Source organism: Leifsonia shinshuensis, from assembly GCF_031456835.1.
Lineage (GTDB): Bacteria > Actinomycetota > Actinomycetes > Actinomycetales > Microbacteriaceae > Leifsonia > Leifsonia shinshuensis_C.
This window is the reverse complement of sequence record NZ_JAVDVK010000001.1, coordinates 213,320-232,771: the sequence shown is the minus strand read 5'-3', so window position 1 is coordinate 232,771 and position 19,452 is coordinate 213,320. Positions and strand designations below refer to the sequence as shown.

The window sequence follows — 19,452 nt, the reverse complement described above, 5'->3', positions numbered from 1 at the left end:
GGTGCGCGAACGCGTGTCCGTCACCTGGAGGACTTGCCGCCGGGCACGGAGCGGCGGACACTGCGCGCGGGAGGGAACATGAACACACCTCGCGATGAAGCGAACCCCGTCATCCGGCGCACTCTGCGCCTCCTGCTCGCCAGTGCCCTGGCCGCGACGGCCATCGCCGCCGCCCAAGCCGCGCAACCCGTGGTCGCACCGGCATCGGCCGCGTCGGTCGCCTGGAGCCAGTTCGGAAACGGCCCCTCGCACACCGGTGTCAACGCCGCGGAGACCCAGATCATTCCGTCGACGGTCGGCGCGCTGACCCCGCTGTTCACGGCGACCCTCCCGGGCGTCTCGGACGGTCCGCCGGTCGAGCAGCCCGGCGTCGCGACCGCCGGCGGCACCCGCGACCTGCTGTTCACCACGACGAAGGACGGCTGGATCACCGCGACCGACGCCACCACCGGCGCGGAGGTGTGGAAGCACCAGAACGGTCCGGGCTCGTGCAAGATCAACAACGGCAGCACCACCTGCTACACCACGTCCTCGCCGGCCGTCGATCCGTCCGGCGCCTACGTGTACAGCTACGGTCTCGACGGCAAGGTGCACAAGTACGCGACCGGCAGCGGAGCCGAGACGACGAGCGGAGGCTGGCCCGAGGTCGCCACGGTCAAGCCCTACGACGAGAAGAGCTCCCCCGCTCTCACCATCGTCACCACCGGCGGGCACACGTACCTGTACGTCGCGAACGGCGGCTACCCCGGCGACCGCGGCGACTACCAGGGGCATGTGACCACCATCGACCTGGGGACCGGTGCGCAGCGGGTGTTCAACACGCTCTGCAGCAACTTGACCGGGCACATCGCCGCGGGCGGCTGCGCGAACGTGCAGTCGGCGGTGTGGGCGCGCCCGAGCGTGGTGTGGGATGCGGGCACCCAGCGCATCCTGTTCTCCACGGGCAACTCGGTCTTCGACGGCACGCGCAACTTCGGCGACACGGTCCTCGCCATCAACCCGGACGGCTCCGGCGCGAACGGCGGCCCCGTCGACAGCTACACGCCGTCGAACTACGCGAGCCTCAACGCCGCCGATCTCGATCTGGGAAGCACGGCCCCGCAGGTGGTCGCCCCTCCCGCGGGCTCGAACCTGACCCATCTCGCCGTGCAGAGCGGCAAGGATGCGAAGATCCGCCTGCTCAACACCGCGAACCTGAGCGGGCAGGGTCACCCGGGGGCGACGGGAGGCGAACTCCAGTCCATCGACGTCCCGCAGGGCGGCCAGGTGCTCACCCAGCCCGCGAACTGGGTGGACGGCGCGGGCACCTCCTGGGTGTTCATCGCCAACAACAGCGGCATCTCCGCGCTCAAGCTCCAGTCGACCAATGGCACTCCCTCCCTCGTGCCGGTCTGGCAGCAGGCGACGGCGGGTACGACCCCGATCGTCGCGGGCGGCGTGCTGTTCTACCTCTCGAGGAACGGCGTCCGCGCGCTGAACCCCGCGACCGGGGCCCAGCTCTGGACGGACAGCGCGGGCGCGAGCGGTCTGCACTGGCAGAGCCCGATCGTCGTCAACGGCCGGCTCTACTTCACCGACGGCGGCGGCAAGCTCCGCGCCTACGCCCTCCCCGCGAGCGCTCAGAAGGTCGGGCGCCTGGCGGGAGTCGACCGCTTCGGCACGAGCGCCGCCGTCTCCGCGGCGACTTACCCGGCCAACGCGCCCGTCGCCTACGTCGCGTCCGGGCTGCAGTTTCCGGATGCGCTGTCCGGCTCCCCGGCCGCCGCGCGGGCCGGCGGTCCCATGCTGCTCGTACAGCCGGGCGCCGTGCCACCGGCCGTCCAGACGGAGCTGCAGCGACTGCATCCCGCGAAGATCGTGGTGCTCGGCGGCCCGAACTCGATCGCCGACTCCGTCCTGACGCAGCTGAAGTCGTACACGACCGGAACGGTGACGCGCGTGAGCGGCGGCGACCGGTACGACACCAGCGCGGCCGTCTCGAGCGCGACGGCGACGACCGGTCCGGCCGTCGCGTACGTGGTGTCGGGAGAGTCGTTCCCGGACGCGCTGGCCGCCGGCGCCCTCGCCGCCCGGACGGCCGGAGCGCCCCTGCTGCTGACCGCGGGATCGTGGATCCCCGCGCCGACGGTCACGGAGCTGCAACGGCTCGCGCCGAAGTCGATCGTCGTGGTCGGCGGGCCGGCCGCCGTGTCGGACGCGGTGCTGAACGGGCTGAAGGCGTACACGACCGGGTCGGTCACCCGCGTGAGCGGATCCGACCGGTTCGCCACCGCGGCCGCCGCAGCCGGCGCGTTCCCGGCGGGGACCGCCTCGGCGTTCGTCGCATCCGGCGTCGACTTCCCCGATGCGCTGTCCGCCTCGGCTGCGGCGGGCACGAGCGGCGCCCCGCTCCTGCTGACCCTCGGCGGAGCCGTGCCCGACGGCGTGGCCGCGCAGCTGTCGCGTCTCGGTCCGACGCACATCGCGCTCATAGGCGGCGACAGCGTGGTCAGCGACGGCGTGCAGGCGGCGCTGGGCGCGTACGTGAAGTGAGCCCGGCGGGCCCGGTCGCCCGGAGGGGCGACCAGGTCAGTCGCGGTCGAGGATCGAGTCCGGCTGGATGTCGATCTTTGCACCGGTGAGCTTCGCCGCGAGGCGGGCGTTCTGCCCCTCCTTGCCGATCGCCAGCGACAGCTGGTAATCGGGGACGAGGGCGCGGACGGCCTTCAGCGACTCGTCGATGACGAACGCGCTGGTGACCTTCGCGGGCGAGAGGGCGCTCGACACGAACGTGGCCAGGTCGGGCGAGTAGTCGACGATGTCGATCTTCTCGTTGTTGAGCTCCGCGGTCACCGCGCGCACGCGCTGGCCGAGCTCGCCGATGCAGGCGCCCTTGGCGTTCACGCCGGGCTCGGTCGCGCGCACCGCGATCTTGGTACGGTGCCCGGCCTCGCGGGCGAGGGAGACGATCTCCACGACACCGCTGGCGATCTCCGGCACCTCGAGCGCGAACAGCTTGCGGACGAGCGCCGGATGCGTGCGCGAGACGGTGATCGACGGACCCTTCGGCCCCTTGGTGACGCTCGTGACGTAGACCCGGATGCGGGAGCCGTGCGCGTAGTCCTCGCCGGGCACCTGCTCCTCGGGAGGCAGGATGGCCTCCACCGACCCGAGGTCGACGTGGATCATCCGCGGGTTCGGACCCTGCTGGATGACGCCGGCGACGATGTCGCCCTCGCGGCCGCGGAACTCGCCGAGCACCGCGTCGTCCGCGATGTCGCGCAGCCGCTGGTTGATGACCTGCTTGGCCGCGAAGGCCGCGATGCGCCCGAAGTCGCTGGGGCTGTCCTCGGCCTCGCCGATGACGTTGCCCTCCTCGTCGCGCTCCGGCACGTAGACGGTGACGTGGCCGGTCTTCCTGTCGAGGTGGACGCGGGCCGCGGGCGGCTGGTCGCTGTGGCCGTGACGGTGGTCGGCCTGGTTGGTGTGCTTCAGATACGCGGTCAGGATCGCCTGCTCGATGATCTGCACCAGCTCGTCGAAGGGGATCTCCTTCTCGCGCTCCATGAGACGCAAGACGCTGAGGTCGATGTCCATGCCGGCCTCCTCTATTCAGATCTCGCCGCCGCGTGACAGCGCGACGGACTCAGTCCTCTACGGTACCCGAGATTCCGGAAGGCGGGAACGCCGGGTACCGTTCACCCCATGACCACCCCCAGCCGGGCCGCCTCCCGCGTCGAGCGCCAGCCCGCCGTGCGCGTCCTGGCGCGTGTGGGGCTGGCCGCCATCGGCGTCCTCCACATCCTCATCGGCATCATCGCCCTCGCCGTCGCGACTGGAGCGGGAGGGAACGCCGACCAGACCGGCGCGCTCCAGGCTCTCGTGGCGGTGCCCGGCGGCCTGTTCGTGCTGTGGGCGGTCATCGTCGGGCTGATCTTCCTGTCGCTCTGGCAGATCCTCCAGGCGATCACCGCCCGGCGGCCCGGCCAGAAGGTGACGGAGGTGGCGAAGTGCGTCGTCTACGCGGCCCTCGCCGGCATCGCGATCTCGATCGCCGCGGGAGGGCGGAGCAACGCCTCGTCGTCGGAGCAGAGCATGAGCGCGAAGCTGCTGGCGATGCCGGGCGGCGTGTTCCTGCTCGCCGCGATCGGTCTCGCGGTGGTGGCGGTGGGCGTCGTGTTCATCGTGAACGGGGTCACGCACCGCTTCGAGCGCGACCTGCGCCTGCCGCCCAACCGCTGGGCGACGATCACCACGACGCTGGGCCGCGTCGGCTACGTCGCCAAGGGCATCGCCCTGATCATCGTGGGCGGCCTGGTCGTGTTCGGCGCGCTGACCTCCGATCCCGAGAAGGCCGGCGGCCTCGACGGCAGCCTGAAGGCGCTCGTCGAGGTGCCCTTCGGCGTCATCCTGCTCATCCTGATCGCCCTGGGCCTGATCGCCTACGGGGCGTTCTGGTGCGTCCGGGCGTTCGCCTCGCGCCTCCGCGACCCCTGACCTACTCCCCCGCGGCTCCTGCGAGGTCGATCGCCACACTGCTGATCCGCCGGACGAGGCGGAGTCCCTCGGGCACCCGGGTGAAGCCGAACCGCTGGTAGAACCTCGCGACGTCGGCGTCCAGAGCGTCCACGACGACCACGCGAGCGGCGACGACCTGCGTGGCGGCGACGACCCGGGTCAGAGCGTCCGCGAGGAGCACGCCGCCGAGACCCTGACCGTGCAGGGTCGAGTCCAGAGCCAGCTTGCCGATCATCACGGCGGGGATCTCGACGGGACCGCCCCGGCCGATCGGATGCGGCACCTCATCGCGGGCGACCTTGTGAGCGGACAGCGAGTAGTAGGCGACGACCCGTCCTCCACGGTTCCACACCCAGGTGACCGCGGTGTTCCGGCGCGACGCATCGTGCGCGTGCTCGCGCAGCCACACGTCCATCCCCGGTGCCCCGCACGCGAACGCGGCGGTGTCATGACGTTCGGGGTCGAACCGCTCGGAGGGCAGACCCTCACTCACCGGTCATCCCGCGCAGGCGGTCTGCGGCGGCCGCGAGCGCAGCGTTGGGTTCCCCGGGTGCGTCGAGCGCCGCGTAGAGGTCGTCGAAGAACTGCGCTGGCACGCGCGTTGTCGCCTCGTGATCGCGCAGGATCCGCTCGGCCCGCTCCTCCGCCGCATGGCGCGCGAAGGTGGACGTGGGTTCCCCGGCGAGTTCCGCCGCCTGCTCGATCCGCGCCCGGTCGGCGGGGCTCACCCGGAACTCCAGGCGTGCACTGGCTCTCATCCCATCCCCTCTCGCTCGCTGGTCTGTACGGACAAGTGTACGGCAACCCGATCGTCGGGGATGGCTACTCCCCCGCGGCTCCGGCGAACTGCGCGTTGTACAGCGTGTAGTAGGCGCCGCCGCGGGCGAGCAGTTCGGCGTGCGTCCCCTGCTCGACGATGCGGCCCGCCTCCATCACCAGGATGAGGTCGGCGTCGCGGATGGTGGACAGGCGGTGCGCGATCACGAACGAGGTGCGGTCCGCGCGGAGCGCGCTCATCGCCTTCTGCACCAGCAGCTCGGTGCGCGTGTCCACCGACGACGTCGCCTCGTCGAGGATGAGCACGCTGGGCCGGGCCAGGAACGCACGCGCGATGGTCAGCAGCTGCTTCTCACCGGCCGAGATGTTGGCGCCCTCGTCGTCGAGCACGGTGTCGTAGCCGTCCGGGAGGGAGTGCACGAAGCGGTCGACGTAGGTCGCGCGGGCCGCATCCATCACCTCCTCCTCGGTGGCGTCGGGACGGCCGTACAGGATGTTGTCGCGGATGGTGCCCTTGAACAGCCAGGTGTCCTGCAGCACCATGCCCATCCGACTGCGCAGGTCGTGCCGGCTCATCGAGGCGATGTCCACGCCGTCGAGGGTGATGCGGCCGCCGTCGAGCTCGTAGAAGCGCATCATCAGGTTGACGAGGGTCGTCTTCCCGGCGCCCGTCGGCCCGACGATCGCGACGGTCTGGCCGGGCTGCGCGACGAGCGACAGGTGCTCGATCAGCGGCGTGTCCTCGGTGTACCGGAACGACACGTCCTCGAACGCGAGCCGGCCCTTCGTGCCCTCGGGGCTCTCCGGCTCGCGCGGGTCCTCGGACTGCTCGTCCGCATCCAGCAGCTCGAAGACGCGCTCCGCGCTGGCCACGCCCGACTGCAGCAGGTTCGCCATCGACCCGAGCTGTGTGAGCGGCTGCGTGAACTGACGCGAGTACTGGATGAACGCGGTCACGTCGCCGAGCTGCATCGCGCCGCTCGCCACCTGCAGGCCGCCGACGACCGCGATCGCGACGTACATCAGGTTCCCGACGAACATCATCGCGGGCATGATGATCCCCGAGATGAACTGGGCGCCGAAGCTGGCCCGGTACATCTCCTGGTTCTTGGCGCGGAAGCGGGCCTCCACCTCGCGGTGGCGGCCGAACACCTTCACCAGCGAGTGGCCGGTGAACGCCTCCTCGATCTGGCCGTTCAGCTCGCCCGTGTGCCGCCACTGGGCGACGAACAGCTTCTGCGAGCGCTTCGCGATCACCGTGGTGATGACCAGGGTCAGCGGGATGGTGATCAGCGCGATCACCGCGAGCAGCGGCGAGATCACGAACATCAGCACGATAACGCCGACCACCGTGAGCAGGGATGTGAGCAACTGGCTCATGGTCTGCTGCAGCGACTGCGAGATGTTGTCGATGTCGTTCGTGACCCGGCTCAGCAGCTCGCCGCGCTGCATCCCGTCGAAGTACTTCAGCGGCAACCGGTGCAGCTTCTCCTCCACGTCGGCGCGGAGCCGATAGACGGTCCGCTGCGTCACGCCGTTCAGCACGTAGGCCTGCAGATAGCTGAACACCGACGACGCCACGTAGAGCGCGAGCACCCAGAGCAGCGTCTGACCGACGGCCGTGAAGTCGATGCCCGCACCCGGCGTGAACGTCGTGCCCGAGACGAGATCGGCCAGCTGGCTCTGGCCCTGGGCGCGCAGACCCGCGATCACCTGCGCCTGCGTCAGCCCCGACGGGAACTGCAGCGACAGCGCCCCCGCGAAGACCAGGTTGACGGCGTTGCCGAGCAGCTTCGGGCCGAGCACGGCGAAGGTCACCGAGATCACCGCGAGCACCGTCACGGCCGTGATGGCCAGCCGCTCCGGGCGCAGCCGGCCGAGCAGCCGCTTCGCGCTCGGGCCGAAGTTCATCGACTTCTCGACGGGCATCCCCATGCCGGCGAACGGGCCGCCGCCTCCGGGCCCGCGCCGCATCGGAGGGCCGGCGGGACGCTCGGGCGCTGTCGTCTTCTCACTCATCGCGTGTCCCCCTATGCCGCATCCTGAGCCGCGAGCTGCGACGAGACGATCTCGGCGTAGGTCGCGTTGCTCTCCAGGAGCTCGTCGTGCGTCCCGCGGCCGACCACCCGGCCGTCCTCCAGGACGATGATCTGGTCGGCGTCCACGATGGTGGACACCCGCTGCGCGACCACGATCACGGTCGCGTCCGTGACCTCGCGGGCCAGCGCGGCACGCAGCCGCGCGTCCGTGGCGGTGTCGAGCGCCGAGAAGGAGTCGTCGAACACGTAGATCTCCGGCTTCCGGACGAGCGCACGCGCGATCGCGAGACGCTGCCGCTGGCCGCCGGAAACGTTGGTCCCGCCCTGGGCGATCGGCGCCTCCAGACGCTCGGGCATCGCCTCGACGAAGTCACGCGCCTGCGCGATCTCGAGGGCGTGCCACAGGTCGTCGTCCGTGGCGTCCGGGTTGCCGTAGCGGAGGTTCGACGCCACGGTGCCCGAGAACAGGTACGGCTTCTGCGGCACGATCCCGATGCGGGACCAGAGCACCTCGGGGTCGAGGTCGGCCGCATCCACCCCGTCGACCAGCACGATGCCGCTGGTGGCGTCGAAGAGGCGCGGGATGAGGTTCACGAGCGTGGTCTTTCCGGCGCCGGTGCTGCCGATGATGGCCGTGGTCCTGCCGGACTCCGCCAAGAAGGTGATGTCGGTGAGCACGGGATGTTCGGCGCCGGGATACGAGAAGCCGACGTCGACGAACTCGACGGTCCCGTGCCCGGGCACCTCCGTGATCGGATCGGCGGACGCCCGGACCGACGGCTCGGTGCCGAGCACCTCGCCGATCCGGTCAGCGCAGACCGCGGCGCGCGGCACCAGCACGGCCATCATGGTCGACATCATGACGCCCATCAGGATCTGCGTGAGGTACTGCAGGAACGCGGTCAGCGTCCCGACCTGCAGCGTGCCGTCCTGCACGCGGAACGAACCGAACCAGATGACGGCGACGCTCGACACGTTGAGCACGAGCATGACGATCGGGAACATCAGCGCGAACAGGCGTCCGGCCTTCAGGGCCGTCTCGGTCACCTGGTCGTTCGCCGTCCGGAAGCGGTTCGTCTCCACGTCCTCCCGCACGAAGGCGCGCACGACCCGGATGCCGCTCAGCTGCTCGCGCAGCACGCGGTTCACGCGGTCGATCCTGTCCTGCATCCGGCGGAACTGCGGCACCATGCGCGCGATGATGATGCTCACGGCGACGAGCAGCGCCGGGACGCTGACCGCGATCAGCCAGGACAGGTCGATGTCCTGCTGCATGGCCAGAACGATGCCGCCGACGGCCAGGATCGGCGCGGCGACGAGCAGGGTGCAGGTCATCATGACGAGCATCTGCACCTGCTGCACGTCGTTGGTGTTGCGGGTGATCAGCGAGGGCGCACCGAAGGCGGTCACCTCGCGCTCGGAGAACTCGCCGACGCGGTGGAAGATCGCCTCGCGCAGATCCCGGCCCACGAGCATGGCCACTTTCGCCCCGAAGTACACGGCGGTGATGGCGCAGGCGATCTGGACGAGCGTCACGCCGAGCATCTCCGCGCCGACGGAGAGGATGTAGCCGGTGTCGCCCTTCGCGACGCCGTTGTCGATGATGTCCGCATTGAGCGTGGGCAGCCAGAGCGACAGCAGAGACTGCGCGAGCTGGAAGACGAGCACCCCGATCAGGAGGGGCCAGTGCGGCCGGAGGAACCGGCCGAGGAGTCTGAGGAGCATCATGCCTCCGTGGTGGACGACGTCGATGAGGTCGGGATGGGGTGATGGAGGTCGGCGACGTAGGGCGACTCGCCCGCGACGCCGACGAGCACCATGCGGGCGAGGTCGTCGATGCTGAACTCGATGCCCTCGTTCAGTGCCGGGAACGCGGCGGAGAAGCTGATGAGACGGAGCACATGCGCCACGCGCTCGGGCGGCCAGTTCAGGTCGTCGGACTGCGGCTCCATGATGCGCGCGATGATGCGCGCGAACTCGCCCCGCTCCTGCGGGACCGGCGGCCGCTGCGGGCCGATCACCGGCATGATCCGCATCACGCTCTGGAACCGCTCCCGGAGCAGGTACAGGATGGCGCGGACCTTGTGCTCGAGCGGCAGCGCCGGGTCGATGCTGCGCAGCGCCTCACGCAGCGGCTCGGGATCGAGGTACTTCTCGATGGCGGCCTGCACGAGGGTCTCCTTGTCGCCGAAGGCGCGGAAGATCGTGCCCTCCGCGATGCCGGCGGCCTCGGCGATCTGGCGGGAGGTCATCCCCCGGCCGTGCTCCAGCAGCAGCGGGATGACGGCGTCGACGATCATCGCCTTGCGGTCGTCCGCCGACATCGACGGGGCGCGGGTGCGCGGGGCGTCGCGCACATCATCCTGATTCACGCGCTCACTCTAACGGAGTGAGTGCTCACTCACAAGGTTTTGGGGTCAGTCGCGCGCGAAGATCTCGGAGATCTCCGCCACCTCCGCGTCGGTGGGCGACCAGGCGGTCGCCGCCTCGGCATTGGCGACGATCTGCTCCGGCTTCGTCGCCCCCGCGATGACGCTCGTGAGTCCCGGCTGAGCCAGCAGCCACGCGAAGGTCGCCTCCAGCATCGTGACGCCGTGCTCGTCGCACAACGCCTGGAACCGGTCCATACGATCCCACGGGGCGTTGTCGAGCAGGTGCTTGCGGATGTTCATGATGCGGCTGTCGGCCGGACCGCCCTCACGGGTGAACTTGCCCGTGAACAGCCCGTTGTACAGCGGGAAGTAGGGCAGGAAGCCCAGCCCGTAGCGGTTGACCGCCGGGAGCACCTCGCGCTCGGCGTCGCGCGCGAGCAGGCTGTACTCGTTCTGCGCGGAGACGAACTTCGGGTGGCCGTGCAACTGCGCGGTGAACTCGGCCTCGGCGATCTGCCAGCCGCTCAGGTTGGAGTGGCCGATGTAGCGGATCTTGCCCTCGGCGATCAGGTCGTCGAGCGTCTCGAGGGTCTCCTCGATCGGCGTCACCGGGTCGGGCTGGTGCAGCTGGTACAGGTCGATCCAGTCGGTGCGGAGCCGCCGGAGCGAGCTCTCGACCGCCAGCCGGATGTAGCGGCGCGACCCGCGCACTCCCCAGTCGGGCCCGTTGAGCCCGGCCATGTCCATCCCGAACTTCGTGGCCAGCACGATCCGGTCGCGCTTCCCCTCCAGCGACTTGCCCATCAGCGTCTCGGAGAGTCCCCGCTCGCTGCCGTAGATGTCGGCGGTGTCGAACAGCGTCACTCCGGCGTCGATGGCCGCGCCGATGACGGCATCCGTGCCCTCCTGCGTCTCGGTCACGGTGCCTGCGCGGCCGAAGTTGTTGCAGCCGAGACCGATCGTGGAGACGATCAGGCCGGACGGTCCGAGGGTGCGGTATTCGATGTTCGCCATGCTCCGAGTCTAGGCACGCGCTCCCGCCCGACCATCATCCGGAATCCCTCCACAACCTGGCCTCCAGACGGCTTATCCCCAATGTCCGAATCCCGCGAGTGGACGTCGGCGGCGCGCTCTAGAGTCGACCCATGAGCAGTTCCTTCGCCTACCTCCTCCGCACCACGAGCCCCATCGGGCGCCTCGAACTCACCAGTGACGGCACCGCGGTGACGTCGCTCTCCATCGAACGGGCCGGCCGTCTGCCGCTCGACGACCATCCCGAACGCAGCACGGCCGTGCTCGACGACGCGGCGGCGCAGCTCGACGAGTACTTCGCGGGCACGCGTCGCACCTTCGACGTGCCGGTGCGCCTGCAGGGCACCCCCTTCCGGCAGGCGGTGTGGGAGCGGCTCGCCGAACTCGAGTTCGGCACCTTCGTCTCCTACGGCGAGCTGGGGGCGTCGCTCGGTCACGCCGGCTACGGCCGCGCCATCGGTGGAGCCGTGGGCGCCAACCCGGTGCCGATCATCGTCGGCTGCCACCGGGTGCTCTCGTCCAGCGGCCGGGTCACCGGCTACAGCGGCGGGGACGGCATCCCCACCAAGCTGTGGCTGCTCGAGCACGAGGGGATCCTGCTGGCGGCATGAGCGAGGCGACCACGGAGACCCCGAACAGCACGGACAGCACGGACAGCACGGACAGCACGGACGGCATGGAGGCCCCGGCCGGCACGGAGAGCACGAGCGACGCGGTGAGCCCGGCCAGCACAGAGCCACGCTCGGCGCTGGTCGTCGGCGAAGACGGACTCGCACGTTGCTCCTGGTCGGCGAGCGACCCGGAGTACCGGCGATATCACGACGAGGAGTGGGGGCGCCCGCAGCACGACGCGCGTGCGCTGTACGAGAAGCTGTGCCTGGAGGGCTTCCAGGCGGGGCTCTCGTGGATCACCATCCTGCGCCGGCGTCCCGCCTTCCGCGAGCTGTTCCTCGGGTTCGAACCCGAGAAGGTGGCGGCGATGACCGAGGCCGACGTGCAGCGGCTGCTTCAGGATGCGCGCATCATCCGCCACCGCGGCAAGATCGAGGCGACCATCTCGAACGCGCGGGCGGTGCTCGCGCTGGAGGAGCCGCTGGATGAGCTCATGTGGGGCTTCGCGCCGCCCGCGGGCGACAGACCGCGTCCGCGATCGTGGGGGGAGATCCCCGCCGTGACGCCCGAGTCGACCGCGATGAGCAAAGAGCTCCGCCGCCGGGGATTCCGGTTCGTCGGGCCCACGACGATGTACGCGCTGATGCAGGCGACCGGCATGGTCGACGACCACTTCGAGGGCTGCTTCCGCGCGTGACGCGGCCGGCGGTACCGAGAGAGTCGGGCCGACGGCGGATATGGCTCCGACGCCGGATTCTCGCTGGTGAGGACGCTACCGCTCGTGCCCGACCGCAGGCGGATTAATGGTGCTCACACTCCGGTGTGGAAACGGCGCATGGGGATGACACGCCGGCCACCACACGTCGGCCCGACTAAGTGAGGCCGAGTTCGCACCAGGTGCGTCCACGCCCTCGGATCAGTGATCCTCTCTCTTGGTTGTGAGCATAGCTCACTTTCTCGGCGTGCACCACTGGGAATTGCCGGTGAGGCGCGCATCCACGCGGCGAAGGGAAAGAGGCCGGATGCGCGCGGCCCAGCGGCCTGCGGCGGTCAGACCCGGAGGGCGGCCATGAGCCGCCCGGGCACACCGCGCACCTCGGGGACGACCAGCTCCAGGTCGCGCGTTCCGTCCGTCGCGAGGCGCAGTTCGTAGCCTTCGGCTCCGGCCCACGCCAGCAGCTCGTCGGTGGTGGCGAAGCCGGCGCCCGCCTCCAGCAACGCCCGGGTGAGCAGACCCTTCGCCTGCTTGTTGAAGTGGTTGAGCGCGCGCACGTGACCGCTCTCATCGCGGGCGAGCACGCGCACGTAGTGGGCGCCCTCCCGATCCGGAAGCGGCGCGAGGGCCGCGTAGCCCTCGGAGCGCAGGTCGAGCAGCAGGTCGTCGCGCTCCGCGAGGACGGCCGCCCCGGCGGCGGCCCACCGCTTCTTCAGCGACGGGGACCCGCGGTGAAGCGACAGCCGCGAGTCGAACGAGAGGCGGTAGGCGGGCACAGGATCCGCCGCACCCACCAGTCCGAGCAGCGCCGACTGCACCGCGACCGCATCCGCAGCGGCCGCCCATGCGGCGTCGTCGAGCGTCCCGGCATCGAGCGCGTCGTAGAGGACCCCGGTGTAGCGCTCGAGCGCGCGCATCGTCGGGGCGTCCGGGATGCTGCGGTTCCGCTCCACCTCGCCGGACTGCTTGGGGCCGAGCTTCAGAGCGCGGACGGCCGCGTCGTGATCGGCGGCCAGTTCGACGACGGCGCCGACGACCTCCCGGCGCACCGGGGTGAGCGCGGGGAAGCTCAAGCGTTCGAGGGCGAGCGGGGACCCCACTCCCCCGTCCCTCTTCGTCTCCGAGGGCGGGAGCAGGATGAGCACGCTAGCCCTCCACGAAGTCCAGGGCGGTGTTGGCGTTCTCGCCGAGTGGCGCCGCCGTGTCGAGCGTGATGCGCGGCAGCGTTCCGCACGCGCCGCGCCACTCGTCGTACTCGTCGACGCTCTGCTCGACGGCGTACGCGGCGACGATCCCGGTGCGCTTCGCGAGGCGCTCCTCGTGCAGGTCCGGGTCGGAGCACACCGTCTCGACGACCCGCAGCTTCACGTCGCAGCGCTCGGCCAGGTCGCGCCACTGAAGGCGCGCCGGCTCCACCGCGTTCACCGCGTCGACCACGACCGAGTGACCGGAGAGGAGCACCTGCTCGGCCATCGTCTCGGCGACGAGATAGGCCGCCAGCCCGGTCGGCTGGTCCGAATCGATGCCGGCGCGGAGGATGGACGCCTCGATCGGGTCCACCGAGATCACCGTGGCGCCGAGGCGCCCGGCCAGGATCTCCGCCAGGGTGGACTTGCCGGAACCGGGAAGCCCCGCCATCGCCACCAGCATCGGGACGCGGACGTCTCCGAACTGGCGCTCCAGCGGGGCTCCCGGGGTCGCAGCCATGTCAGACCAGTTCGGCCTGACGGGCCACGATGGTGACGGTGTTGTTCTCGACGGAGAGGAAGCCGTCATCGGCGCTGGCCGTGATCGACTCGCCCCCGTTGAGGGTCACGCGCACCTCGCCCTCGGCGAGGATGGCGAGCAGCGGCTCGTGGCCGGGCAGGATACCGATCTGCCCCTCCACGGTGCGTGCGACGACCATGCTCGCCTCACCGGTCCACACTTCGTGGTCGGCGGCGACGACGCTGACGTTGAGGACAGCCATGCTCAGCCGTTCTCCTTCTGGATCTGCGCCCACTTCTCCTCGACGTCGGAGATCGCTCCGACGTTGAAGAAGGCCTGCTCGGCCACGTGGTCGAACTCGCCCTTGGCGATCGCGTCGAAGGACTCGATGGTCTCCTTGAGCGGGACCGTGGAGCCCTCGACACCGGTGAACTTCTTCGCCATGTAGGTGTTCTGCGAGAGGAACTGCTGGATCCGGCGCGCACGCGACACCGTGATCTTGTCCTCCTCCGACAGCTCGTCCACACCGAGGATCGCGATGATCTCCTGCAGCTCCTTGTTCTTCTGCAGGATCTGCTTGACCGTGGTGGCCACGCGGTAGTGGTCCTCACCCAGGTAACGGGGGTCGAGGATGCGCGAGGTCGAGGTCAGCGGGTCGACGGCCGGGTACAGACCCTTCGACGCGATCTCACGGGAGAGCTCGGTCGTCGCGTCCAGGTGGGCGAACGTGGTCGCCGGCGCCGGGTCGGTGTAGTCGTCCGCCGGCACGTAGATCGCCTGCAGCGAGGTGATCGAGTGACCGCGGGTCGAGGTGATGCGCTCCTGCAGCTGGCCCATCTCGTCGGCCAGGTTCGGCTGGTAGCCCACCGCGGACGGCATGCGGCCGAGCAGCGTGGAGACCTCGGAACCGGCCTGCGTGAACCGGAAGATGTTGTCGATGAAGAGCAGCACATCCTGGTTCTGCACATCGCGGAAGTACTCCGCCATGGTCAGCGCCGAGAGGGCGACGCGGAGACGCGTCCCCGGCGGCTCGTCCATCTGGCCGAAGACGAGGGCCGTCTTGTCGAAGACGCCCGCCTCCTCCATCTCGTGGATGAGGTCGTTGCCCTCACGGGTGCGCTCACCGACACCGGCGAACACCGACACACCACCGTGGTCCTGCGCAACGCGCTGGATCATCTCCTGGATGAGGACGGTCTTGCCGACACCGGCGCCGCCGAACAGGCCGATCTTGCCACCCTGCACGTACGGGGTCAGCAGGTCGATGACCTTGATGCCCGTCTCGAACAGCTGCGTCTTCGACTCGAGCTGGTCGAACGCCGGCGGGTTGCGGTGGATCGGCCAGCGCTCGGTGATCTCCACCTTCTCGCCGGGCTCGAGGTTCAGGATGTCACCGGTGACGTTGAACACCTTGCCCTTGGTCACGTCGCCCACCGGCACGGTGATCGGCGAACCGGTGTCGCGCACCTCGCCGCCGCGGACCAGGCCGTCGGTCGGCTTCAGCGCGATCGCACGCACCAGGTCGTCGCCGAGGTGCTGCGCGACCTCGAGCGTGATCTCGGTCGACTCCTCGCCGATCGTGATCGTGGTCTTCAGAGCATTGTAGATACCCGGGATCGCATCGTGCGGGAACTCGATGTCGACGACCGGGCCGGTGACGCGCGCGATGCGCCCGACGCCACCCGGCTGCGCGGTCGAAGCCTGGGCTTCGGCGGTAGCGGTAGTCATGATTCGTTCTCTCTCGTTAGGACGTTTACTTTGCCGAGCTCAGGGCGTCGGCGCCGCCGACGATCTCGGAGATCTGCTGGGTGATCTCCGCCTGACGGGCGTTGTTGGCCAGACGCGTGTAGTCGGTGATGAGCTTGTCGGCGTTGTCGCTCGCGGCCTTCATCGCCTTCTGCGTCGCCGCGTGCTTGGAGGCGGCGGACTGCAGCATCGCGTTGAAGATGCGGCTCTCGATGTAGACGGGCAGCAGAGCGTCGAGCACGGTCCCTACATCCGGCTCGAACTCGTACAGCGGCAGGACCTGCGTGCGGTCCGGCTCCTCCACGCCCTCCACGACCTCGAGGGGCAGCAGGCGCACGACCTGCGGCTCCTGCGTCAGCATGCTGACGAAGCGGTTGTAGATGATGTGGATCTCGTCCACCCCGCCGTCGGAGGCGTCGCGCAGGAACGACTCGAGGATCGCGTCCGCGACCTCCTTCGCCTGCTCGAACTCCGGGGCATCCGTGTTACCGGTCCAGACCCGCTCGAACGCGCGACGGCGGAAGCTGAAGTAGCCCTGCGCCTTGCGGCCGATGAGGAAGTACACGACCTCCTTGCCCTGGCTGCGGAGCAGCTCGGCGAGCTTCTCGGACTCCTTGAGCACGTTCGAGTTGAACGCACCTGCGAGGCCGCGGTCGGACGAGAAGATGACGATCGCTGCGCGCTCGATCTTCTCCGGCTCGGTGGTCAGCACGTGGTCGACGTTGGAGTAGGTGGCCACCGCCGACACCGCGCGCGTGATCGCGCGGGCGTACGGCGTGCTGGCGGCCACCCGCGCCTGCGCCTTCTGGATGCGGGAGGCGGAGATCAGCTCCATCGCACGGGTGATCTTCTTGGTCGTCTGGGCAGACCTGATCTTCTGCCGGTAGACCCGAAGCTGGGCTCCCATGTGTCTCCTCTTACCTATTCTTCGATCGCGGCGGCGCTCAGCGCTTGGCCTTGACGATGCGCTCCTGGTCGACCTCGTCCGCGTCGATGGCCTCGAACTCCTCGCGTCCGACCGAGGCGAGCGGCTTGCCCTCGCCGGTTTGGAACTCGAGCTTGAACGCGTCCACCTCGGAGTCGAGCTTCGCGACCGTGTCGTCGTCGAGGACGTTGGTCTGGCGGAGCGTGTCCAGGATGTCGGTGTTGCGGCGCAGGTGATCCAGCAGCTCCGACTCGAAGCGCAGGACGTCCTCCACGGCGACCTCGTCGAGCTTGCCGTTGGTGCCCGCCCAGATCGAGACGACCTGCTCCTCCACCGGGAACGGCGAGTACTGCGGCTGCTTGAGCAGCTCGGTCAGGCGGGCGCCGCGCGCCAGCTGACGGCGGCTCGCCGCGTCGAGGTCGGACGCGAACATCGCGAACGCCTCGAGCGAGCGGTACTGCGCCAGCTCGAGCTTGAGCGTGCCGGAGACCTTCTTGATCGACTTCACCTGCGCGTCGCCACCGACTCGGGAGACCGAGATGCCGACGTCGACCGCGGGACGCTGGTTGGCGTTGAAGAGGTCGGACTGCAGGAAGATCTGGCCGTCGGTGATCGAGATCACGTTGGTCGGGATGTACGCGGAGACGTCGTTCGCCTTGGTCTCGATGATCGGCAGACCGGTCATCGAGCCGGCGCCCAGCTCGTCGGAGAGCTTGGCGCAACGCTCCAGCAGGCGGGAGTGCAGGTAGAAGACGTCGCCCGGGTAGGCCTCGCGTCCCGGCGGACGGCGGAGCAGCAGCGACACGGCGCGGTACGCCTCGGCCTGCTTGGACAGGTCGTCGAAGACGATGAGGACGTGCTTGCCGCCGTACATCCAGTGCTGGCCGATGGCCGAGCCGGTGTAGGGCGCCAGGTACTTGAAGCCGGCCGGGTCGGAGGCGGGGGCCGCGACGATGGTGGTGTACTCCATCGCGCCGGCGTCCTCGAGCGCGCCCTTCACCGAGGCGATGGTCGAGCCCTTCTGGCCGATGGCGACGTAGATGCAGCGGACCTGCTTGTTGACGTCGCCCGACTCCCAGTTGGCCTTCTGGTTGATGATCGTGTCGATCGCGATGGCCGTCTTGCCGGTCTGGCGGTCGCCGATGATCAGCTGGCGCTGACCGCGGCCGACCGGGATCATGGCGTCGATCGCCTTGATGCCGGTCTGGAGCGGCTCGTGCACCGACTTGCGCTGCATGACGCCGGGCGCCTGGAGCTCGAGCTCGCGGCGGCCCTCGCTGGCGATCTCGCCGAGGCCGTCGATCGGGTTGCCGAGCGGGTCGACCACGCGACCGAGGTAGCCGTCGCCGACCGGGACGGAGAGGACCTCGCCGGTGCGGGTCACCTCCATGCCCTCGACGATCTCCTCGAACTCGCCGAGCACGACCACGCCGACCTCGTTCTCGTCGAGGTTCTGGGCGAGGCCGAGGACGCCGTTCGAGAAGCGGATGAGCTCGTTGGCCATGACGCTGGGGAGGCCCTCGACGTGCGCGATGCCGTCGGAGGCGTCCAGCACGTGGCCGATCTCGGTCGCCTCGGCGCCGGTCGGCTCGTAGCTGTTGACGAAGTCCTTGAGCGCGTCGCGGATCTCGTCGGGGCTGATCTGGATGTCTGCCATTGTGATTCCTATCTTGAGGCGGTCAGCCCGCCAGCTGAAGCCGGAGTTCGGCGAGACGCGACGCGATGCTTCCATCGATGACGTCGTCACCGATCTGCACGCGCAATCCGCCGATGATCGAGGGGTCGACGACCTGGTTGATCTTCAGGTCGCCGTAGGTGGCACTGAGCGCGGAGCGCAGCCGCTCGGTCTGGGCCTCGGGCAGCGGAGCCGCCGTGTAGACCGTCGCAATCGTCAGGCGGTCCTGCGAGGCCACGACGCGCGCTGCGGCACGGAGCGACTCGCGGATGCTGCGGCCGCGGGGCTGCTGGACGAGCTGGCGCACGATCGCGGTCGTCTGCTGCGAGGAGCGCCCGGCGAGCAGGCGCTCGACCAGGGCGACCTTCGACTCCGTCGAGGCGAGCTTGCTGCGCAGGGCGAGTTCGAGCTGCGCATCGGAGGTCACGGCGCCTCCGAAGGCGAACAGCTCGGCCACGATGTCGACGTCGCGCGGCGCCGAGGCGGCGATCGCGCGGATCCCGAGCTCCTCGATCGCGGCGAGCAGGTCGTCGTGCGACGACCAGCGCTGCGCGACGATGACGCCGAGCAGCGCGACGGTGTCCGCCGGCAGCGAGACGAAGACGCGCTTCACGAGCGTCGCCTTCGCCGCCGGGTCGGCCGTGGGGTCGCTGAGGACGGCTCGGAGCTGGGCCGAGTCGGCGACGACCCGTCCTGCGGCGAACAGGTCCTCAGCCGTCGCCAGATCGGCCTTGGATCCCAGGTCGGCGAGTGCCGACACGGACCGGGCCAATGCTTCTCTGGTGGCGCTTCCCATCAGTTGCCCGATCCTGCCTTCTGCTCGTCCGCCTCGAGGTCCGCCAGGAAGCGGTCCACGATGGCCTGAGCGCGCTTGTCCTCGTCGAGCGCTTCGCGCACGACCGTCGACGCGAGGTCGATCGCAAGCGAGCCGACCTCGCCGCGCAGCTGGACGAGCGCCGTCTGGCGCTCCGCCTCGAGCTGAGCCTGCGCCTGGGCGGTCACGCGAGCGGCCTCCGTCGCTGCGGCCTCGCGGGCCTCCGCGACGATCTTCTGTCCGTCGGCACGAGCGGTCTCGCGGATCTTGCCCGCCTCCGCACGCGCCTCGGCGAGCTGGGCGGTGTACTCCTCCAGCAGGGCCTCGGCCTTGCGCTGCGCTTCATCGGCCTTCTCGATGTTGCCTTCGATCGCCTGCGCACGCTCATCCAGCAGCTTCGTCATGCGCGGAAGCACGAGCTTCCAGAAGAAGAACAGGATGACGATGAAGCAGATCAGCGCGCCGATGATGTCGGGCCACTCCGGGATGAGCGGGTTGTGCGACTCTTCCGCGGCTGCGATCACCACACTCTTAAGCATGG

Annotated in this window: 19 protein-coding genes; 4 read left to right on the top strand and 15 right to left on the bottom strand. The window is 69.6% G+C overall.

The window, feature by feature from the left end; all coding sequences use genetic code 11:
* Positions 1–78 precede the first annotated feature (78 nt).
* Positions 79–2,532 carry a cell wall-binding repeat-containing protein gene (locus J2W45_RS01220; RefSeq protein ID WP_310128321.1) on the top strand — a complete coding sequence of 818 codons (2,454 nt, stop codon included), beginning with the start codon at positions 79–81 and terminating at the stop codon, positions 2,530–2,532.
* Positions 2,533–2,568: 36 nt separating this feature from the next.
* Here the strand turns inward: J2W45_RS01220 and nusA are convergent, their stop codons facing one another.
* Positions 2,569–3,576, bottom strand: coding sequence for a transcription termination factor NusA (gene nusA, locus J2W45_RS01215; RefSeq protein ID WP_310128319.1), 1,008 nt, complete (start codon positions 3,574–3,576; stop codon positions 2,569–2,571).
* Between the two features lie 108 nt (positions 3,577–3,684).
* Between nusA and J2W45_RS01210 the strand changes: the two genes are divergently transcribed.
* Positions 3,685–4,476: a DUF1206 domain-containing protein gene (locus J2W45_RS01210; protein WP_310128317.1), complete on the top strand. Its 792-nt coding sequence runs from the start codon at positions 3,685–3,687 to the stop codon at positions 4,474–4,476.
* Between the two features lies 1 nt (position 4,477).
* Here the strand turns inward: J2W45_RS01210 and J2W45_RS01205 are convergent, their stop codons facing one another.
* From J2W45_RS01205 to J2W45_RS01180, 6 genes are all read right to left on the bottom strand, one after another.
* On the bottom strand, positions 4,478–4,990 hold the full coding sequence (locus tag J2W45_RS01205; protein ID WP_310128316.1) for a GNAT family N-acetyltransferase: 513 nt from the start codon (positions 4,988–4,990) through the stop codon (positions 4,478–4,480).
* Complete coding sequence (locus J2W45_RS01200) at positions 4,983–5,255, bottom strand: type II toxin-antitoxin system TacA family antitoxin (RefSeq protein ID WP_310128314.1); 273 nt, start codon at positions 5,253–5,255, stop codon at positions 4,983–4,985. Before J2W45_RS01200 ends, J2W45_RS01205 begins: the two co-directional genes overlap by 8 nt.
* A 64-nt stretch (positions 5,256–5,319) precedes the next feature.
* Positions 5,320–7,293, bottom strand: a complete 1,974-nt coding sequence (locus tag J2W45_RS01195; protein WP_310128313.1) for an ABC transporter ATP-binding protein — start codon at positions 7,291–7,293, stop codon at positions 5,320–5,322.
* An 11-nt stretch (positions 7,294–7,304) separates the two neighbouring features.
* Positions 7,305–9,038, bottom strand: coding sequence for an ABC transporter ATP-binding protein (locus tag J2W45_RS01190; protein ID WP_310134850.1), 1,734 nt, complete (start codon positions 9,036–9,038; stop codon positions 7,305–7,307).
* Positions 9,038–9,685 carry a TetR/AcrR family transcriptional regulator gene (locus tag J2W45_RS01185; RefSeq protein ID WP_310128311.1) on the bottom strand — a complete coding sequence of 216 codons (648 nt, stop codon included), beginning with the start codon at positions 9,683–9,685 and terminating at the stop codon, positions 9,038–9,040. The genes J2W45_RS01190 and J2W45_RS01185 overlap by 1 nt, the downstream gene beginning before the upstream one ends.
* 45 nt (positions 9,686–9,730) lie before the next feature.
* The gene (locus J2W45_RS01180; protein WP_310128309.1) at positions 9,731–10,699 is read right to left on the bottom strand and encodes an aldo/keto reductase; all 969 of its coding nucleotides are present in this window, start codon (positions 10,697–10,699) and stop codon (positions 9,731–9,733) included.
* A gap of 131 nt (positions 10,700–10,830) precedes the next feature.
* Between J2W45_RS01180 and J2W45_RS01175 the strand changes: the two genes are divergently transcribed.
* Both J2W45_RS01175 and J2W45_RS01170 read left to right on the top strand, forming a co-directional pair.
* Complete coding sequence (locus J2W45_RS01175; protein ID WP_310128307.1) at positions 10,831–11,328, top strand: methylated-DNA--[protein]-cysteine S-methyltransferase; 498 nt, start codon at positions 10,831–10,833, stop codon at positions 11,326–11,328.
* Positions 11,329–11,393: 65 nt separating this feature from the next.
* Positions 11,394–12,026: a DNA-3-methyladenine glycosylase I gene (locus J2W45_RS01170; protein WP_396427102.1), complete on the top strand. Its 633-nt coding sequence runs from the start codon at positions 11,394–11,396 to the stop codon at positions 12,024–12,026.
* Between the two features lie 353 nt (positions 12,027–12,379).
* On the opposite strand, the gene J2W45_RS01165 is transcribed toward J2W45_RS01170, so the two are convergent.
* Genes J2W45_RS01165 through J2W45_RS01130 form a run of 8 tightly spaced genes read right to left on the bottom strand, consistent with a single transcriptional unit; the run spans position 12,380 to position 19,450 of the window.
* Positions 12,380–13,189, bottom strand: coding sequence for a YaaA family protein (locus J2W45_RS01165; RefSeq protein ID WP_310128305.1), 810 nt, complete (start codon positions 13,187–13,189; stop codon positions 12,380–12,382).
* A 1-nt stretch (position 13,190) separates the two neighbouring features.
* Entirely contained in the window at positions 13,191–13,751 is a 561-nt protein-coding gene (locus J2W45_RS01160; RefSeq protein ID WP_310128303.1) for a P-loop nucleotide/nucleoside kinase family protein, read from the bottom strand.
* A 1-nt stretch (position 13,752) separates the two neighbouring features.
* Positions 13,753–14,013 (bottom strand): F0F1 ATP synthase subunit epsilon, encoded by a 261-nt coding sequence (locus J2W45_RS01155; RefSeq protein WP_310128301.1) that lies wholly within the window; start codon positions 14,011–14,013, stop codon positions 13,753–13,755.
* A 2-nt stretch (positions 14,014–14,015) separates the two neighbouring features.
* Positions 14,016–15,479, bottom strand: coding sequence for a F0F1 ATP synthase subunit beta (gene atpD, locus J2W45_RS01150; RefSeq protein WP_310128299.1), 1,464 nt, complete (start codon positions 15,477–15,479; stop codon positions 14,016–14,018).
* A 25-nt stretch (positions 15,480–15,504) separates the two neighbouring features.
* The gene (locus J2W45_RS01145; RefSeq protein WP_310128297.1) at positions 15,505–16,404 is read right to left on the bottom strand and encodes a F0F1 ATP synthase subunit gamma; all 900 of its coding nucleotides are present in this window, start codon (positions 16,402–16,404) and stop codon (positions 15,505–15,507) included.
* Between the two features lie 37 nt (positions 16,405–16,441).
* Positions 16,442–18,079, bottom strand: coding sequence for a F0F1 ATP synthase subunit alpha (atpA, locus tag J2W45_RS01140; protein ID WP_310128295.1), 1,638 nt, complete (start codon positions 18,077–18,079; stop codon positions 16,442–16,444).
* 22 nt (positions 18,080–18,101) lie between these two features.
* Positions 18,102–18,893, bottom strand: coding sequence for a F0F1 ATP synthase subunit delta (locus J2W45_RS01135; protein WP_310128292.1), 792 nt, complete (start codon positions 18,891–18,893; stop codon positions 18,102–18,104).
* Complete coding sequence (locus J2W45_RS01130; RefSeq protein WP_310128291.1) at positions 18,893–19,450, bottom strand: F0F1 ATP synthase subunit B; 558 nt, start codon at positions 19,448–19,450, stop codon at positions 18,893–18,895. Before J2W45_RS01130 ends, J2W45_RS01135 begins: the two co-directional genes overlap by 1 nt.
* Between the last annotated feature and the right edge of the window lie 2 nt (positions 19,451–19,452).

Bases quoted from the DNA above. Each gene is read 5' to 3' on its own strand.
- J2W45_RS01220 (WP_310128321.1), top strand. From the start codon at position 79: ATGAACACACCTCGCGATGAAGCGAACCCCGTCATCCGGCGCACTCTG.
- nusA (WP_310128319.1), bottom strand. From the start codon at position 3,576: ATGGACATCGACCTCAGCGTCTTGCGTCTCATGGAGCGCGAGAAGGAG.
- J2W45_RS01210 (WP_310128317.1), top strand. From the start codon at position 3,685: ATGACCACCCCCAGCCGGGCCGCCTCCCGCGTCGAGCGCCAGCCCGCC.
- J2W45_RS01200 (WP_310128314.1), bottom strand. From the start codon at position 5,255: ATGAGAGCCAGTGCACGCCTGGAGTTCCGGGTGAGCCCCGCCGACCGG.
- J2W45_RS01195 (WP_310128313.1), bottom strand. From the start codon at position 7,293: ATGAGTGAGAAGACGACAGCGCCCGAGCGTCCCGCCGGCCCTCCGATG.
- J2W45_RS01190 (WP_310134850.1), bottom strand. From the start codon at position 9,038: ATGCTCCTCAGACTCCTCGGCCGGTTCCTCCGGCCGCACTGGCCCCTC.
- J2W45_RS01180 (WP_310128309.1), bottom strand. From the start codon at position 10,699: ATGGCGAACATCGAATACCGCACCCTCGGACCGTCCGGCCTGATCGTC.
- J2W45_RS01175 (WP_310128307.1), top strand. From the start codon at position 10,831: ATGAGCAGTTCCTTCGCCTACCTCCTCCGCACCACGAGCCCCATCGGG.
- J2W45_RS01170 (WP_396427102.1), top strand. From the start codon at position 11,394: ATGGAGGCCCCGGCCGGCACGGAGAGCACGAGCGACGCGGTGAGCCCG.
- J2W45_RS01160 (WP_310128303.1), bottom strand. From the start codon at position 13,751: ATGGCTGCGACCCCGGGAGCCCCGCTGGAGCGCCAGTTCGGAGACGTC.
- J2W45_RS01155 (WP_310128301.1), bottom strand. From the start codon at position 14,013: ATGGCTGTCCTCAACGTCAGCGTCGTCGCCGCCGACCACGAAGTGTGG.
- atpD (WP_310128299.1), bottom strand. From the start codon at position 15,479: ATGACTACCGCTACCGCCGAAGCCCAGGCTTCGACCGCGCAGCCGGGT.
- J2W45_RS01145 (WP_310128297.1), bottom strand. From the start codon at position 16,404: ATGGGAGCCCAGCTTCGGGTCTACCGGCAGAAGATCAGGTCTGCCCAG.
- atpA (WP_310128295.1), bottom strand. From the start codon at position 18,079: ATGGCAGACATCCAGATCAGCCCCGACGAGATCCGCGACGCGCTCAAG.
- J2W45_RS01135 (WP_310128292.1), bottom strand. From the start codon at position 18,893: ATGGGAAGCGCCACCAGAGAAGCATTGGCCCGGTCCGTGTCGGCACTC.
- J2W45_RS01130 (WP_310128291.1), bottom strand. From the start codon at position 19,450: ATGCTTAAGAGTGTGGTGATCGCAGCCGCGGAAGAGTCGCACAACCCG.